13 protein-coding genes are annotated in these 14,319 nt (G+C 67.7%); 12 read left to right on the forward strand and 1 reads right to left on the reverse strand.

Annotated features, from left to right (window positions below):
• From QTI68_RS00005 to aroE, 10 genes are all read left to right on the forward strand, one after another.
• Positions 1 to 508, forward strand: a 508-nt coding sequence (locus QTI68_RS00005) for an ABC transporter permease (protein ID WP_286518777.1), incomplete at its 5' end; no start/stop codon positions are given.
• A 1-nt stretch (position 509) separates the two neighbouring features.
• Positions 510 to 1,304, forward strand: a complete 795-nt coding sequence (locus tag QTI68_RS00010) for an ATP-binding cassette domain-containing protein (RefSeq protein WP_286518778.1) — start codon at positions 510 to 512, stop codon at positions 1,302 to 1,304.
• A 10-nt stretch (positions 1,305 to 1,314) separates the two neighbouring features.
• Positions 1,315 to 1,770: an RbsD/FucU family protein gene (locus QTI68_RS00015; RefSeq protein ID WP_286518780.1), complete on the forward strand. Its 456-nt coding sequence runs from the start codon at positions 1,315 to 1,317 to the stop codon at positions 1,768 to 1,770.
• Positions 1,767 to 2,990, forward strand: a complete 1,224-nt coding sequence (locus QTI68_RS00020) for an ROK family transcriptional regulator (protein WP_286518782.1) — start codon at positions 1,767 to 1,769, stop codon at positions 2,988 to 2,990. The genes QTI68_RS00015 and QTI68_RS00020 overlap by 4 nt, the downstream gene beginning before the upstream one ends.
• A gap of 48 nt (positions 2,991 to 3,038) precedes the next feature.
• On the forward strand, positions 3,039 to 4,676 hold the full coding sequence (locus QTI68_RS00025; protein ID WP_286518783.1) for an NADP-dependent glyceraldehyde-3-phosphate dehydrogenase: 1,638 nt from the start codon (positions 3,039 to 3,041) through the stop codon (positions 4,674 to 4,676).
• 11 nt (positions 4,677 to 4,687) lie between these two features.
• On the forward strand, positions 4,688 to 6,103 hold the full coding sequence (pyk, locus tag QTI68_RS00030; RefSeq protein ID WP_286518784.1) for a pyruvate kinase: 1,416 nt from the start codon (positions 4,688 to 4,690) through the stop codon (positions 6,101 to 6,103).
• A 9-nt stretch (positions 6,104 to 6,112) separates the two neighbouring features.
• The gene (gene edd, locus QTI68_RS00035) at positions 6,113 to 8,014 is read left to right on the forward strand and encodes a phosphogluconate dehydratase (RefSeq protein WP_286518785.1); all 1,902 of its coding nucleotides are present in this window, start codon (positions 6,113 to 6,115) and stop codon (positions 8,012 to 8,014) included.
• Positions 8,011 to 8,640, forward strand: coding sequence for a bifunctional 4-hydroxy-2-oxoglutarate aldolase/2-dehydro-3-deoxy-phosphogluconate aldolase (locus QTI68_RS00040; RefSeq protein WP_286518786.1), 630 nt, complete (start codon positions 8,011 to 8,013; stop codon positions 8,638 to 8,640). Before edd ends, QTI68_RS00040 begins: the two co-directional genes overlap by 4 nt.
• 54 nt (positions 8,641 to 8,694) lie before the next feature.
• Positions 8,695 to 10,158: a glucose-6-phosphate dehydrogenase gene (gene zwf / locus QTI68_RS00045; protein WP_286518787.1), complete on the forward strand. Its 1,464-nt coding sequence runs from the start codon at positions 8,695 to 8,697 to the stop codon at positions 10,156 to 10,158.
• Positions 10,158 to 11,015 (forward strand): shikimate dehydrogenase, encoded by an 858-nt coding sequence (gene aroE, locus QTI68_RS00050; protein ID WP_286518788.1) that lies wholly within the window; start codon positions 10,158 to 10,160, stop codon positions 11,013 to 11,015. Before zwf ends, aroE begins: the two co-directional genes overlap by 1 nt.
• 247 nt (positions 11,016 to 11,262) lie before the next feature.
• Here the strand turns inward: aroE and QTI68_RS00055 are convergent, their stop codons facing one another.
• The gene (locus tag QTI68_RS00055; RefSeq protein ID WP_286518789.1) at positions 11,263 to 11,967 is read right to left on the reverse strand and encodes a DUF1275 family protein; all 705 of its coding nucleotides are present in this window, start codon (positions 11,965 to 11,967) and stop codon (positions 11,263 to 11,265) included.
• A gap of 332 nt (positions 11,968 to 12,299) precedes the next feature.
• On the opposite strand from QTI68_RS00055, the gene QTI68_RS00060 reads away from it, so the two are divergent.
• Together QTI68_RS00060 and QTI68_RS00065 are read left to right on the forward strand one after the other, a co-directional pair.
• Positions 12,300 to 13,268, forward strand: coding sequence for a helix-turn-helix domain-containing protein (locus tag QTI68_RS00060; RefSeq protein WP_353506383.1), 969 nt, complete (start codon positions 12,300 to 12,302; stop codon positions 13,266 to 13,268).
• A gap of 162 nt (positions 13,269 to 13,430) precedes the next feature.
• A complete protein-coding gene (locus tag QTI68_RS00065) occupies positions 13,431 to 14,267 on the forward strand; it encodes an alpha/beta fold hydrolase (protein WP_286518791.1) in 837 nt (278 codons plus the stop codon).
• Positions 14,268 to 14,319 lie beyond the last annotated feature (52 nt).

Raw genomic sequence — 14,319 nt, forward strand, 5'->3', positions numbered from 1 at the left:
GATGACCTGGTTCGGCAGCACCTTCGCGCTGGGCGGCACCAACATCGCCTACGGCACCGTGCTGATGATCCTGCTCTACCTGGGCGTCTGGTTCTGGCTGCGCGAGACCGGTGCCGGGCGCCACGTGTACGCGGTCGGCAACAACCCGGAAGCCACGCGGCTGGTCGGTATCCCGCCCGAGCGCGTGCTGCTGGGCGTCTACGTGCTGGCCGGCGTGTTCTACGGCATCGCCTCGCTGATGTCGGTGGCGCGCACCGGCGTCGGCGACCCCAATGCGGGCCAGACCGAGAACCTCGACGCCATCACCGCGGTGGTGCTGGGCGGCACCAGCCTGTTCGGCGGCCGCGGCATGATCCTCGGCTCGCTGGTCGGCGCCGTCGTGGTGGGCGTGCTGCGCAACGGCCTCACGCTGATGGGCGTGTCGTCGGTCTACCAGGTGCTGATCACCGGCATCCTGGTGATCGTCGCCGTGACCGTCGACCAACTCTCGCGCAAGGGGGGCCGCTGACATGACCACCGCCACCGCACCCCTCGTGATGCAGGCCAAGGGCCTGATCAAGCGCTACGGCCAGGTCACGGCGCTGGACGGCGCCGACTTCGAACTGCGCGCCGGCGAGATCCTGGCCGTGATCGGCGACAACGGCGCCGGCAAGTCCTCGCTGATCAAGTGCCTGTCGGGCGCCACCGTACCCGACGAGGGCCAGATCCTGCTGGACGGCAAGCCGATCCATTTCAAGGCCCCCATCGACGCCCGCCGCGAGGGCATCGAGACGGTCTACCAGGACCTGGCTGTGGCGCCGGCGATGACCATCGCCGAGAACCTGTTCCTGGGCCGCGAGATCCGGCGCGAGGGCTTCCTGGGCAACGTGCTGCGCATGCTCGACAAGAAGAAGATGCTGGAGCAGAGCATCGCGCGCATGAACGACCTCAAGGTCGGCATCCGCTCGATGACGCAGGCGGTCGAGACGCTGTCGGGCGGCCAGCGCCAGTGCGTGGCGGTGGCGCGGGCGGCGGCCTTCGCGAGCCACGTCGTGATCCTCGACGAGCCGACCGCGGCGCTCGGCGTCAAGGAAGGCAACATGGTGCTCGAGCTGATCCGGCGGGTGCGCGACAAGGGCCTGCCGGTGGTGCTGATCAGCCACAACATGCCGCACGTGTTCGAGATCGCCGACCGCATCCACGTGGCCCGGCTGGGCAAGCGCGGCGCGGTGCTGAACCCGAAGAAGATCAGCATGAGCGACACGGTCGCGGTCATGACCGGGGCCTTGCCGCCCGAGCAATTGCCTGCCGAATGCCTGGCGTGAAGGATCGCCCATGCTGAAGAACATCGATCCTCTCCTCAGCCCCGATCTTCTCAAGGTGCTTGGCGAGATGGGCCACGGCGACGAGATCGTGCTGGCCGACGCCAACTTCACGGCCGAGTCGCTGGGCCACGGCAAGCCGATCGTGCGACTGCCCGGCGTCGGCATGCGCGAGGCCTGCGCCGCGGTGCTTTCGGTACTGCCGCTGGACGCGGCGGTCGCGCAGCCGGTCGCGTACATGCAGGTCAGCGGCAAGCCCGAGGGCTATCGCAGCGCATTGCAGCGCGACGTGATCGACCGAATGCAGGCCAGCGGCGATGCGGGCGACGCGCAATGTGAGGCCATGGAACGATTTGTCTTCTACGAGCGCGTCTCGCGCGCCTACGCCATCGTGCAAACCGGGGAAATGCAACCGTTCGCCAACTTCCTGCTAAAAAAAGGCGTGATCGCTCACGACCTGCTGCCATGAGCACGGCAGACGCAGAATTCGCTGCCAAGCTGCGGCCACGGGGCTCCAACAACCTGGGCACGCGCCAGTTCAACGAGCGCGTGGTGCTGCAGGCCATCCGGTTGCACGGCGCGCTGCCGAAGGCCGAGATCGCACGGCTGACGAACCTGACCGCGCAGACGGTGCAGCTGATCATCGCGAGACTCGAGGCCGACGGCCTGGTGCTCAAGCACGCACCCTTGCGCGGCAGGATCGGCCAGCCCTCGGTACCGATGGCGCTGAACCCCGACGGCGCCTACTCGATCGGCATCAAGATCGGACGGCGCAGCCTCGAGGTGCTGCTGGTCGACTTCGCCGCGCAGGTCCGCGAACGCCTCGTGCTCGACTATCAGTTTCCCGATCCCGACAGCTTGTTCGATGAGATTCGGACCCGCGTCCAGGCGCTGCGCAAGACGCTCGGGCCCAAGCGCGCGCAACTGCTGCACGGCGTCGGCGTCGCCGCCCCCTTGTCGCTCGGCGGCTGGCAATCGCTGCTCGGCGTGGCGCCGGAGGAGGCCGGCAAGTGGATCGCGATCGACATCCGCGCGCAGGTGACGGCAATGACCAAGCTGCCCGTCGAATTGGTCAAGGACACGGCGGCGGCTTGCGTGGCCGAACTGGTGTCCGGGCGCGGACGCAGCATCCGCAGCTTTCTCTATCTCTACGTCGACACCTTCGTCGGCGGCGGGCTGGTGATCGACAGTCGCCTGCGCAGCGGAGGCTCCGGCAACGCAGGCGCTGTCGGGTCGATGCCGCTCGGCCCGGGCGACGCCAGCGGCGGCCCGCCGCGCCAGTTGCTCAACGTGGCATCGCTGTTCACGCTGGAGTCGATGTACGCGCAGGCCGGGCTCGATGCCGGAGCCCTGGCGGACGCGCGCGCGGTCGCGTCTCCCTGGCTGCCCGTGACGCAGGCGTGGCTGCAGCAGTCGACCCCGGCGCTCGCGATGGCGATCAATGGCGCTGCCGCGCTGCTCGATCTCGAGGGCGTGGTCATCGACGGATCGTTCAGCAGGGAGATGCTCGCAGCCTTGCAAGCGGAGCTGGGCGTCGCACTCGATCGCTGCAACTGGGAGGGCGTCTCCCGCCCCGAGGTCCTGGCCGGAACGATGGGCGCCGATGCGGGCGCGATCGGCGGCGCACTGCTGCCGCTCTACGCCAACTTCGCCCCCGATCGCAACCTGTTCCTCAAACTCGACCGTTGATGCAGCCTCGCTGAGTCGACCTGAAATCCACATCCCTTCGGAGATTCCATGACCACCGACCGCAATGCGCAGCTTGCGCAGCACTTCCCCGTGCTCGAAGACATCCCGGCAGAACATCGGCTGGCCGAACAGGTGCACCAGCGCCACTCCCTGGTCGCCGGTCGACTGATCGAATGGAACGGCCCCAGCAAGACCGTGCTGTCGCCGGTGTGCACGCGCGACGCCGGCACCGGCGAAGTGCGCCAGGTCGGGATCGGCAGCTACCCGGTGATGGGCGAGGCCGAGAGCGATGCTGCGCTCGACGCCGCGGTGGCCGCCTACGCAAACGGCCGCGGCGAATGGCCGACCATGGGGGTGGCCGACCGCATCGCCTGCATGCAGGAGTTCGTCCGCCGCATGGCGCAGCAGCGCGAATTGATCGTGAAGCTGATCATGTGGGAGATCGGCAAGAGCCTGGCCGATTCGCGCAAGGAGTTCGATCGCACCGTCGAGTACATCCAGGCCACCATCGAGGCGCTGAAGGACCTGGACAACGCCAGCTCGCGCTTCGTCGTCGCCGAGGGAACCATTGGACAGATTCGGCGCACGCCGCTGGGCGTGGCGCTGTGCATGGGCCCGTACAACTACCCGTTGAACGAGACTTTCGCGACGCTGATCCCAGCGCTGCTGATGGGAAACACCGTGGTGTTCAAGCCGCCGCAATACGGCACGCTGCTGTTCCAACCGCTGCTCGAGGCGTTCCGCTCGGCCTTCCCCGCGGGCGTGATCAACACCATCTACGCGCCCGGCGCGGTCGTGGTGCCGCGCCTGCTGGCCTCCGGCAAGGTCAACGTGCTGGCACTCATCGGCTCGAGCAAGGTGGCCGATCACCTGAAGAAGCAGCATCCGAAGTCGCACCGCCTGCGGGCGATCCTCGGGCTCGACGCCAAGAACGCCGCGATCATCCTGCCCGACGCCGACATCGAACTCACGGTCAAGGAGTGCCTGCTCGGCGCGTTGTCGTTCAACGGGCAGCGCTGCACGGCGCTCAAGATGCTGATGGTGCACCGCTCGATCGCCGACCGCTTCCTGCAGCGCTTTACCGAGGAGCTCGCCAAGTTCAAGGTCGGCATGCCGTGGGAGGCGGGAGTCAGCATCACGCCGCTGCCGGGCCTGCATCGCACGGCCTACATGACCGAGGCACTGGAAGACGCAAAGGCGAAGGGCGCGCGCATCGTCAACGAGGGCGGCGGCGAGTTCTGCCAGACGCTGTTCTACCCCGCCGTGGTGTATCCGGTGAGCGAAGGCATGAAGCTCTACCGCGAGGAGCAGTTCGGCCCGCTGGTGCCGGTGATGCCCTTCGACGACATCGAGACCGCGCTCGACTACGTCATCACGTCGGACCATGGCCAGCAGGTCAGCATCTTCGGCTCGGATGCCGGCCAGATAGGTGCACTGGTCGACCCGCTGGTCAACCAGGTCTGCCGCGTCAACATCAACTGCCAGTGCCAACGCGGCCCCGACGTCTTTCCCTTCGCCGGCCGCAAGGATTCGGCCGAGGGCACGCTGTCGGTGGCCGATGCGCTGCGGGCCTTCTCGATCCGCTCGATGGTGGCCGCGAAGCAGACCGAGCCGAGCAAGCGGCTGCTCAATGCCATCGTGCAGGACCACAAGTCCAGCTTCATCAACACCGGCTTCATTCTTTGAGGGAGCGAACCATGCATCGCCACCGCCACGCCAAGATCGTCGCCACTCTCGGGCCGGCCAGCTCCGACGCGGAGACCATCCGGGCGCTCTTCGAGGCCGGTGCGGACGTGTTCCGCTTCAACTTCAGCCACGGCAGCCATGAGCAGCACCGCGCGCGCTACGACATCGTCCGGCGCATCGAACAGGACACGGGGCGGCCCATCGCCATCCTGCTCGACTTGCAGGGGCCCAAGCTGCGCGTCGGCACTTTCGCCGACGGCCCGGTGAAGCTCGCCGCCGGCGGCGCCTTCCGGCTGGATCTCGACCGCACGCCGGGCGATGCCACGCGCGCGCCCATGCCGCATCCCGAAATCTTCGCAGCACTCAAGCCCGGCACCGATCTGTTGCTCGACGACGGCAAGATCCGCCTGCGCGTCGAGGCCTGCGGCGCCGACTTCGCCGACACCCGGGTTGTCGCGGGCGGCATCCTGTCGGAACGCAAGGGCGTCAACGTGCCCGAAGTCCTGTTGCCGATCTCGGCCTTGACCGACAAGGACCGCAGCGACCTCGACTTCGGCCTGCAGCTCGGGGTCGATTGGGTCGCGCTGTCCTTCGTGCAGCGGCCCGAGGACATGCAGGAGCTGCGCGACATCGTGCAGGGGCGCGCGGGGGTGCTCGCCAAGCTCGAAAAGCCCGCGGCGATCGAGCGGCTCGACGCCATCGTCGCGCTGTCCGATGCGGTGATGGTCGCGCGGGGCGACCTCGGCGTGGAAATGCCGGCCGAGCAGGTGCCGCGCATCCAGAAGCGCATCGTCCGGTCCTGCCGCGATGCTGGCAAGCCGGTGATCGTCGCCACCCAGATGCTCGAGTCGATGATCAGCGCGCCGGTGCCCACGCGCGCCGAGGCCTCCGATGTCGCGACCGCGATCTACGACGGCGCGGACGCGGTGATGCTGTCGGCCGAATCGGCCTCGGGCCAGTACCCGCGAGAGGCGGTCGCGATGATGGACCGCATCATTGCCGAGGTGGAGCGCGATCCGCACTACCGCACGGTGATCGATGCATCCCACAGCGCACCCGCGTCGACCGTCGCCGATGCGATCTGCGCGTCTTTGCGGCAGACGGCGAGCCTGGTGCCGGTGGCGGCGATGGTGACCTACACCCGCTCCGGCTCTACCAGCCTGCGCGCGGCGCGCGAGCGCCCCGTGGTGCCGGTGCTCAGCATCACGCCCGAAATGCCCGTCGCGCGGCGGCTGGCGCTGGTCTGGGGCGTGCACTCGGTGCATGTGGAGCACGACGTCAGCGATGTCGCGGGGATGGTGGAGACCGCCTGCGCCGTGGCGCGCAAGGAGGGCTACGCGAAGCCGGGCGATTTCGTCGTCATCGCGGCCGGCATGCCCTTCGGCAAGGCCGGCACCACCAATCTGCTGCACATCACCCGAACCTAGGGAACCTCGATGCCTCTTCATCCAGTGCTTGCTGCGGTCACCGACCGCATCCGCGACCGCAGCGCGAATCCGCGCGCGGCTTACCTTGCTCGCCTCGAACAAGCCCGCGCCAAGGGCCCGGTCCGACAGGCCCTCGGCTGCACGAACCTGGCCCACGGCTTCGCCGCGGCGCCGGCCGGCGACAAGATCATGCTGCGCGAGCTGCGCCAACCCAACATCGCGATCGTCTCGTCCTACAACGACATGCTGTCGGCGCACCAGCCCTTCGAGCGTTTCCCGGCCCTGATCAAGCAGGCGGTGCGCGCGGTGGGCGCCACCGCGCAATTTGCCGGCGGCGTGCCGGCGATGTGCGACGGCGTCACGCAGGGCGAGCCCGGCATGGAGCTGTCGCTCTTCAGCCGTGACGTGATCGCGATGGCCACCGCGGTGGCGCTCTCGCACAACATGTTCGATGCCGCGCTGTGCCTGGGCATCTGCGACAAGATCGTCCCCGGCCTCTTGATCGGCGCGCTGCAGTTCGGCCATCTGCCGACGCTCTTCGTGCCCGGCGGGCCGATGCCTTCGGGTCTCTCGAACGACGAGAAGGCGCGCGTGCGGCAGCGCTACGCCAAGGGGGAAGTCGGCCGCGACGCCTTGCTCGAATCCGAAGAGAAGTCCTACCACGCCGCGGGCACTTGCACCTTCTACGGCACGGCCAACAGCAACCAGATGCTGATGGAAGTGATGGGCCTGCACCTGCCGGGCGCGGCTTTCGTCAATCCGGGCACGCCGCTGCGCGACGCGCTGACCGCGGCGGCGGCACAACGAGCGGTCGAGATCACGGCCGAGGGCGCCGAGTACACGCCGATCGGCCGGGTGGTCGACGAGCGCGCGATTGCCAACGCCATCGTCGGCCTGCTGGCCACGGGCGGCTCGACCAACCACACGATCCATCTGGTGGCGATCGCGCGCGCCGCCGGCATCCTCATCAACTGGGACGACTTCCGCGACCTGTCCGAGGCGGTGCCGCTGCTTGCCCGCGTCTATCCGAACGGCAAGGCCGACGTCAACCAGTTCCACGCCGCCGGCGGCATGGGCTACGTGATCGGCGAACTGCTGGATGCCGGGCTGCTGCACGGCGACACCTTGACGGTGGCCGGCCCCGGCCTGGCCCGCTACCGTCAGCAGCCGGTCCTGGACGCCGCCGGCCGGCTGGCCTGGCGCGACACGCCGCGCGCCAGTGCCGATGCCGCCATCCTGGCGCCGGCATCGGCACCCTTCAGCCTCGACGGCGGGCTGAAACTGCTCACCGGCAACCTCGGCCGCGCCGTCATCAAGACCTCGGCGGTCAAGCTCGAGCACCGCGTGGTGCAGGCGCCGGCGATCGTGTTCGACACCCAGGAGGCGGTGATCGCCGCCTTCGATCGCGGCGAGCTGCAGCGCGACTTCGTCGCCGTGGTGCGCTTTCAGGGACCGCGGGCCAATGGCATGCCCGAGCTGCACAAGCTCACGCCGATCCTGGGCGTGCTGCAGGACCAGGGCTTCCATGTCGCGCTGGTCACCGACGGGCGCATGTCCGGCGCTTCGGGCAAGGTGCCGGCGGCGATCCATGTCACGCCCGAGTGCCTGGCGGGCGGGCCGCTCGCGCGGGTGCGCGACGGCGACCTGGTCGTGCTGGACAGCGAGCGCGGCGTGCTCGGGGTCCGCATCGCCGCTGCCGAGTGGCAGTCGCGCCAGCCGGCGGTCGCCGATCTCGGCGAGTCCCGCCACGGCATGGGCCGCGAGCTGTTCGCGGTGTTCCGCGCCAACGCCCTGGGTGCCGAGGAGGGCGCCATCACCTTCCACGCGGCCGAGCCCGGCACGTCGGCCGCCGCGGCGCACGTCACGCCCGTTCACGACCATTTTGCATTTGCACAAGGAGCCGCGAAATGAACATCCTGAGCATCATGCGCAGCGGTCCGGTGATCCCGGTCATCGTCATCGACCAGCTGGAGGATGCGGTGCCCTTGGCACGCGCGCTGGTGACCGGCGGCGTCCGGGTCCTCGAGCTGACCTTGCGCACGCCGGTGGCGCTGAAGGCGATCGAGGCCATCGCCAACGAGGTCGAAGGCGCGATCATCGGCGTCGGCACGATCACGCGGCCGGAGGACTTCGATGCGTCGGTCAAGGCCGGCGCCTTGTTCGGTGTCAGTCCCGGCCTGACGCCGGAGCTGGTTGCGGCGTCCAGGGACAGTTCGCTGCCCTTGCTGCCCGGCGTGATGACGCCGTCGGACGTGATCGCCGCGCGGGCGGCGGGCTTCACCGAACTCAAGCTCTTCCCGGCGCAGCAGGCTGGCGGCGTGGGCATGCTCAAGGCCCTGGGCGGACCCTTTCCCGAGCTGAGCTTCTGCCCGACCGGCGGCATCGGCGCCGCCACGGCGCCGGATTTCCTGGCCCTGCCCAACGTCGTCTGCGTCGGCGGCTCCTGGCTGACGCCAAGCGACGCGGTCGCCGATCGCGACTGGGGCCGAATCACCGCGCTGGCACGGCACGCCGCGCGTCTCGGCCAGACCGCCTGAACCCCGACCGACGACTTCGCGCGCCTCTCTGCGACGCAACCTCAGGATTCTTCCATGCCCCAAGTCAATTCATTCGATCTGCTGCTGTTCGGCGGCACCGGCGACCTCGCCATGCGCAAGCTGCTGCCGGCCCTGTACTTCCGCCACCGCGATGGCGACCTGCCTCCGCACGGCCGGATCCTGGGCCTGGCGCGGGAGCAGCTCGGGCGCTCGGACTTCATCGCGAAGGTGAAGGCGAGCTTTGCCAGCTTCGTGGCCGCCGCGGACATGGACGAAGCGACCTTTGCGAGCTTCGCCGAACGCCTTGACTACGCGAAGGTGGAGGCGAACACACCCGAGGATTTCAATGCGCTGGCGGAGGTGATGAAGGCATCGCTGGCCGAGGTCCGGGTCTTCTTCCTGTCTACCGCGCCGGACTTCTTCGCGCCGATCTGCAAGAACCTGGCGGCGGCCGGGTTGGTCAATGCGAACTCGCGCGTCGTGCTGGAGAAGCCCCTCGGACGGGACCTGGCCTCCGCGCAGAAGATCAACGAGGATGTGGGCAGCGTGTTCGCCGAGCCGCAGATCTTTCGCATCGATCACTACCTGGGCAAGGAGCCGGTCCAGAACCTGCTCGCGCTTCGCTTCGCCAATGCGCTGCTGGAGCCTCTGTGGAACCGGACCTGGGTTCGCAACGTGCAGATCACGATCGCCGAGCAGGTCGGGGTCGAGACCCGAGGCGAGTTCTACGACCGCACCGGCGCACTGCGCGACATGGTGCAGAACCATCTGCTGCAATTGCTGTGCATCGTCGCGATGGAGCCGCCGACCTCCATCCATCCGGATGCGGTGCGCGACGAGAAGCTCAAGGTGCTGCGGGCGCTGACGCCCTTCACGCAGGCCGACGTCGGCTCGCGCACCGTGCGCGGCCAGTACCGCGCCGGCACCGTCAACGGCCAGGCCGTGCCGGGCTACCTCGAGGAAGCCGGGATTCCGCCCGACACGTCCACCGAGACCTATGTGGCGATCCGCGCGGAGCTCGAGAGCTGGCGCTGGTCGGGCGTGCCTTTCTACCTGCGGACCGGCAAGCGCATGGCCGAGCGCTCGGCCGAGATCGTGGTCAACTTCCGATCGGTTCCGCATTCGATCTTTCCGTCCAACGGCACCGAATCGGCGGGCAATCGCCTGGTCATCCAGCTGCAGCCGGAGGAGAGCCTCAAGCTGTTCATGATGGCCAAGGTGCCTGGCGACACCATGAACCTCCGGCCGGTCGGCCTGAACCTGGACTTCGCCGAGCAATTCAAGCAGCGTCCGATGGAAGCCTACGAGCGCCTGCTGCTGGACGCCATCCGGGGCAACCTGACGCTGTTCATGCGCCGCGACGAACTCGACGCCGCCTGGCGCTGGTGCGAGCCGATCCTGAACGGCTGGCGCAACGCGGGCGAGGCACCCCGGCCCTACAGCGCTGGATCGTGGGGGCCCGCCGCTTCCAGCGCGCTGGTCGGACGCGACGGCGCTTCATGGCGGGAGGAGTCGTAGTGCGCACCGAACACCATTTCCTGAGCCTGCTGACCGGATCCCTCGCGTCTCCGGCCGACGAGAATCCGACGGTGGCAATGATCGAGGCGGCATACCGCGCGCTGGGGCTCGATGCCCGCTATATCAACTGCGACGTGCCTGCCGCCATGTTGGGCGACGCCGTGCGAGGCGCGCGTGCCATGGGATGGGCCGGGTTCAATTGCTCGATTCCGCACAAGCTCGCGGTGATCTCGCATCTGGATGCCCTGGCACCTTCGGCGGCCCTGATCGGCGCCGTCAATTGCGTGGTGCTGCGAGAAGGCCGCCTGGTGGGCGAGAACACCGATGGCCGGGGCTTCCTGGATTCACTGCGCACGGTGGCCGAACCGAGCGGCAGCCGGGTCACGTTGTTCGGTGCGGGAGGCGCAGCGCGTGCCATCGCGGTCGAACTCGCGCTGGCTGGCGCGGGTCACATCACGATCGTGAACAGGCGTGCCGCACCGGCGCGCGAACTGGCCGAACTGATCGCCCAGCGCACCAGCGCGCAGGCGAGCGCCGTACCCTGGACACCGCATCACCGAGTGGACAGGCAGACCGACATCGTCGTCAATGCGACCTCGGTCGGACTGTTCCCGAACGTCAGCGCGATGCCCGATCTCGACACCGACAGCTTGCACCCCGGCATGGTGGTGGCCGACGTCATTCCGAATCCGCCGCGCACAGCGCTCATCGAAGCGGCGGCGCAGCGCGGCTGTGTCACGCTCGATGGGTTGGGAATGCTGGTGAACCAGGGGTTGATCAGCATCGCGCTCTGGACGGGATGTACGGCCGACGCTGCCGTGATGCGGGCGACGTTGGAGGGGCTGTTCAGTCCCTGAGAGCGGCCTGATCCGCCTCACGCTCGGATCCTGCTGCGCGATTCTGGCTGCTCAGCTTCAACCCGTTGAAGTATTTTCATTCAACCGTCTCCCGTGGCGAGGTGCGCTGCCAGGTGTTGCAGCCGTCGGCCGCCGCGGAGATCGCGAGCCTCTCGTCAGAGAATTACAGCGGCCGCGCCTACGGGCGACCCCAGGCGATCTACGCTGTTCGTCGAGCGGCAGAGACCTGTTCGGGGCTGGTCGACCCTCAGCGGCCGACGACGGCCGGTCCTGCGGCTTCACCCTCGCGCGTGCTGTTTTGAAGAACGACGGCGCAGGCGGCCAGCACCGGCGGAATCACGAAACACCAGTTGTTCACCAATGTGAAGCTGAGCGCGGCAGCCGCACAGCCCGCCGCGAAGACCGCGACGCTGCTCGACATGCGTCGCAGGCGGGCGCGTGCGGCCAGGGCGTCTTCCGGTGGCAGGCCTCGAAGCAGATCGGCGAGGTCGATCATGACCTGCGTGGTCGTGCCGGTCATGAGGGTGGTCGGCGGGGCGCTCGCCAGATGAATGCGGTGGGCCGCGTTCTGGATGGCCATCGCCGACACCAGCGTCATGCCGGTGAGCATCGCGAGTCCGCTGTCGCCGTCGCTGAAAGGACCGAAACGGACGGCGAGGGCGGCGCCCGCGGCGAGCAACAGCATCTTGAGGACCAGCATCGTTCGCAAGACCGGCAGGCCGAAGCCGGGCAGGGCGTAGCTTAGCCATCGCGTCAGCATGACGACGGCGCAGAACACCGGCAATGCAAGGAGCTTGGTCAATGCCCCCGAGGTGCCGTGCACCAGCGCCGCGCCGAAGGTCACGAAGTTTCCGGTGACATGGGCGGTGAACAGGCCTTGGAGCGCCAGGAAGCCGGCGGTATCCACGAAGCCCCCGTTGAGGCTCATGAGCAAAGGAAGGGACGGTTTCATGGGAAGGCCTCGTGGGTGGGGGAGCGCTTCTGTGCGCAGGGCGCCATGGTGCGCCTTCGGCGCGGGCGCCGTCTTGTCGGGTTGACTGACGATTTGAACATTGGGGCGCTGGCGTGGCCCGGCCTGACGAGGCTCCGCCGACGCGGAGCGATGGCATGAACGCGAAAGTCACTGGTACGTTTTGTGCTGATCCCTGGACTCCCGGCGCACGGGCGTTGGGCGCGATGGGCCGATGTCACGTTCATTCAAGAAATCTGGCCTGCCTTCTATCCGAAGTTCGGCGCCGGGCGGCCAATAAGGCCTTCTGTCTTCCACTCTTGCTCTGTCAGGCCATGCACGCTGAAACCCGCTCTCTCGGGACGAAGGGACGCCCTCCCCAGGCACCGAAACCCTCATCGTCGGGGCCCGATCTTTCGGTCAGTCCGAAGGACACGCTGGGTTGCACATCCACGCAACTCCGCAAGGACCAGGAACTCTCGGCCGGCGGCGTCAGGGTCTACCGCAAGACGACCGAAGGCACGCGGCTCGACTACGTGGAGACACCGGCGACCGGACGTGGCGTGCTCGTCGGAATTTCGCTGCGCGACGGCCACCGGAGGCGGATTCTTCATGAGCACCATGCGTCATGCCATGAATTCGACAGAGGCGCCATCTACATCCGTGACTTCCGCGATCGCTATCGTGCCGACATGAAATCGTCCTTCGACTTCGTGCTGCTTGAGATCTCGCATGCCGCGATCGAGCGCGCAATCGAGGACAGGGACGGCGCCCGTGTCAGCGGGCTTGAATGCGTCACCGGTGTCAAGGACGAGGTGCTCGGCAGTCTCGCCTTGGCGCTGACGCCGGCGCTCGACCGGCCTGCCGAGGCAAGCATGCTGTTCGTCGACCAGATGAGCGTCGCGATGGGGACCTACCTCCTCGAGAAGTACGGTGGCGCGCCCACGGCGGGCGCGAGGAGGAATCGGCTCCTTTCGCGTTCGCAGGAGGCGCGGGCGAAGGAAATGCTGCGAAGCAAGTTCGACGGCAGCATTTCTATCACCGAGATCGCGGGCGCCTGCAACCTTTCGCGCAGCTATTTCATCCACGCCTTCCGGGAAACCACGGGCCAGACCCCGCATCAGTGGCTGATCGCCCAACGGCTGGAGCGTGCACGCGCGCTCCTGATGGACTTCGAGTGCCCGCTCGCTGACATCGCCGCAGCGTGCGGCTTTGCCGACCAGAGTCACTTCACGCGCGTCTTCGCGCGCAGCATGGGCACGCCACCTGGCAGTTGGCGCCGAGGAGTGAGGGTCGGCAACTGAGCCGGCGGATCGGCGCCGCACACAAACGTTCAATTCGCAAGGCAATCGTGCAATACCTGCGCCGCGCTACCCTTCACAGTTTGGCGCAACCCGATCGCAGCCCATGCAACCGATTGAACCAAGCACCGCGCAGCAGCGCACTATCAGAAAGGCCATCAGCACATGAGTACGATCAAGACCAAGGACGGCGTAGAGATTTTCTACAAGGATTGGGGCCCCAAGGACGGCCAGCCGATCATGTTTCATCACGGTTGGCCGCTTTCCAGCGACGACTGGGACACGCAGATGCTGTTCTTCGTGCAGCGCGGCTACCGGGTGATCGCGCACGACCGCCGCGGGCACGGTCGGTCGTCGCAGGTCAGCGATGGCCATGACATGGACCACTACGCCGCCGATGCCTTCGCGGTGGTCGAGGCGCTCGACCTGACCAAGGTCTTCCACGTGGGCCACTCGACCGGCGGCGGCGAGGTCGCCCGCTACGTCGCGAAGCACGGCGAGCCCAGTGGCCGTGCCGCCAAGGCCGTGCTCGTGAGCGCGGTGCCGCCCCTGATGCTCAAGACCGCGGGCAATCCGGAAGGCCTGCCGATCGAGGTCTTCGACGGCTTCCGCAAAGGGGTGGCCGACAACCGGGCACAACTGTTCCTCGACGTCGCGGCGGGTCCGTTCTACGGCTTCAACCGGGAAGGGGCCAAGGTCTACCAGGGGGTGATCCAGAACTGGTGGCGCCAGGGAATGATGGGCAGCGCCAAGGCGCACTACGAAGGCATCAAGGCCTTTTCGGAGACCGACCAGACGGCGGACCTGCAGGCGATCACGGTGCCGACGCTCGTCATGCATGGCGACGACGACCAGATCGTGCCGATCGCCGATGCGGCGCTGAAGTCGGTCAAGCTGCTGAAGAACGGCACGCTCAAGGTGTACAAGGGCTTCCCGCACGGCATGCTCACCACCCACGCGGATGTCATCAACCCAGATCTGCTGGCGTTCTTCAAAAGTTGAGTCATCGGGCGCAAGCACGCTGACGTCTCCCCCGGATTGCCGGCCGAAGAGG

It is taken from the genome of Variovorax sp. J31P207 (assembly GCF_030316965.1).
Classification (GTDB): Bacteria; Pseudomonadota; Gammaproteobacteria; order Burkholderiales; family Burkholderiaceae_C; genus Variovorax; species Variovorax ginsengisoli_B.

What these genes read in the sequence shown, in the direction of transcription:
- QTI68_RS00010 (WP_286518778.1), top strand. Translation starts at nt 510, where the DNA reads ATGACCACCGCCACCGCACCCCTCGTGATGCAGGCCAAGGGCCTGATC.
- QTI68_RS00015 (WP_286518780.1), top strand. Translation starts at nt 1,315, where the DNA reads ATGCTGAAGAACATCGATCCTCTCCTCAGCCCCGATCTTCTCAAGGTG.
- QTI68_RS00020 (WP_286518782.1), top strand. Translation starts at nt 1,767, where the DNA reads ATGAGCACGGCAGACGCAGAATTCGCTGCCAAGCTGCGGCCACGGGGC.
- QTI68_RS00025 (WP_286518783.1), top strand. Translation starts at nt 3,039, where the DNA reads ATGACCACCGACCGCAATGCGCAGCTTGCGCAGCACTTCCCCGTGCTC.
- pyk (WP_286518784.1), top strand. Translation starts at nt 4,688, where the DNA reads ATGCATCGCCACCGCCACGCCAAGATCGTCGCCACTCTCGGGCCGGCC.
- edd (WP_286518785.1), top strand. Translation starts at nt 6,113, where the DNA reads ATGCCTCTTCATCCAGTGCTTGCTGCGGTCACCGACCGCATCCGCGAC.
- QTI68_RS00040 (WP_286518786.1), top strand. Translation starts at nt 8,011, where the DNA reads ATGAACATCCTGAGCATCATGCGCAGCGGTCCGGTGATCCCGGTCATC.
- zwf (WP_286518787.1), top strand. Translation starts at nt 8,695, where the DNA reads ATGCCCCAAGTCAATTCATTCGATCTGCTGCTGTTCGGCGGCACCGGC.
- QTI68_RS00055 (WP_286518789.1), bottom strand. Translation starts at nt 11,967, where the DNA reads ATGAAACCGTCCCTTCCTTTGCTCATGAGCCTCAACGGGGGCTTCGTG.
- QTI68_RS00060 (WP_353506383.1), top strand. Translation starts at nt 12,300, where the DNA reads ATGCACGCTGAAACCCGCTCTCTCGGGACGAAGGGACGCCCTCCCCAG.
- QTI68_RS00065 (WP_286518791.1), top strand. Translation starts at nt 13,431, where the DNA reads ATGAGTACGATCAAGACCAAGGACGGCGTAGAGATTTTCTACAAGGAT.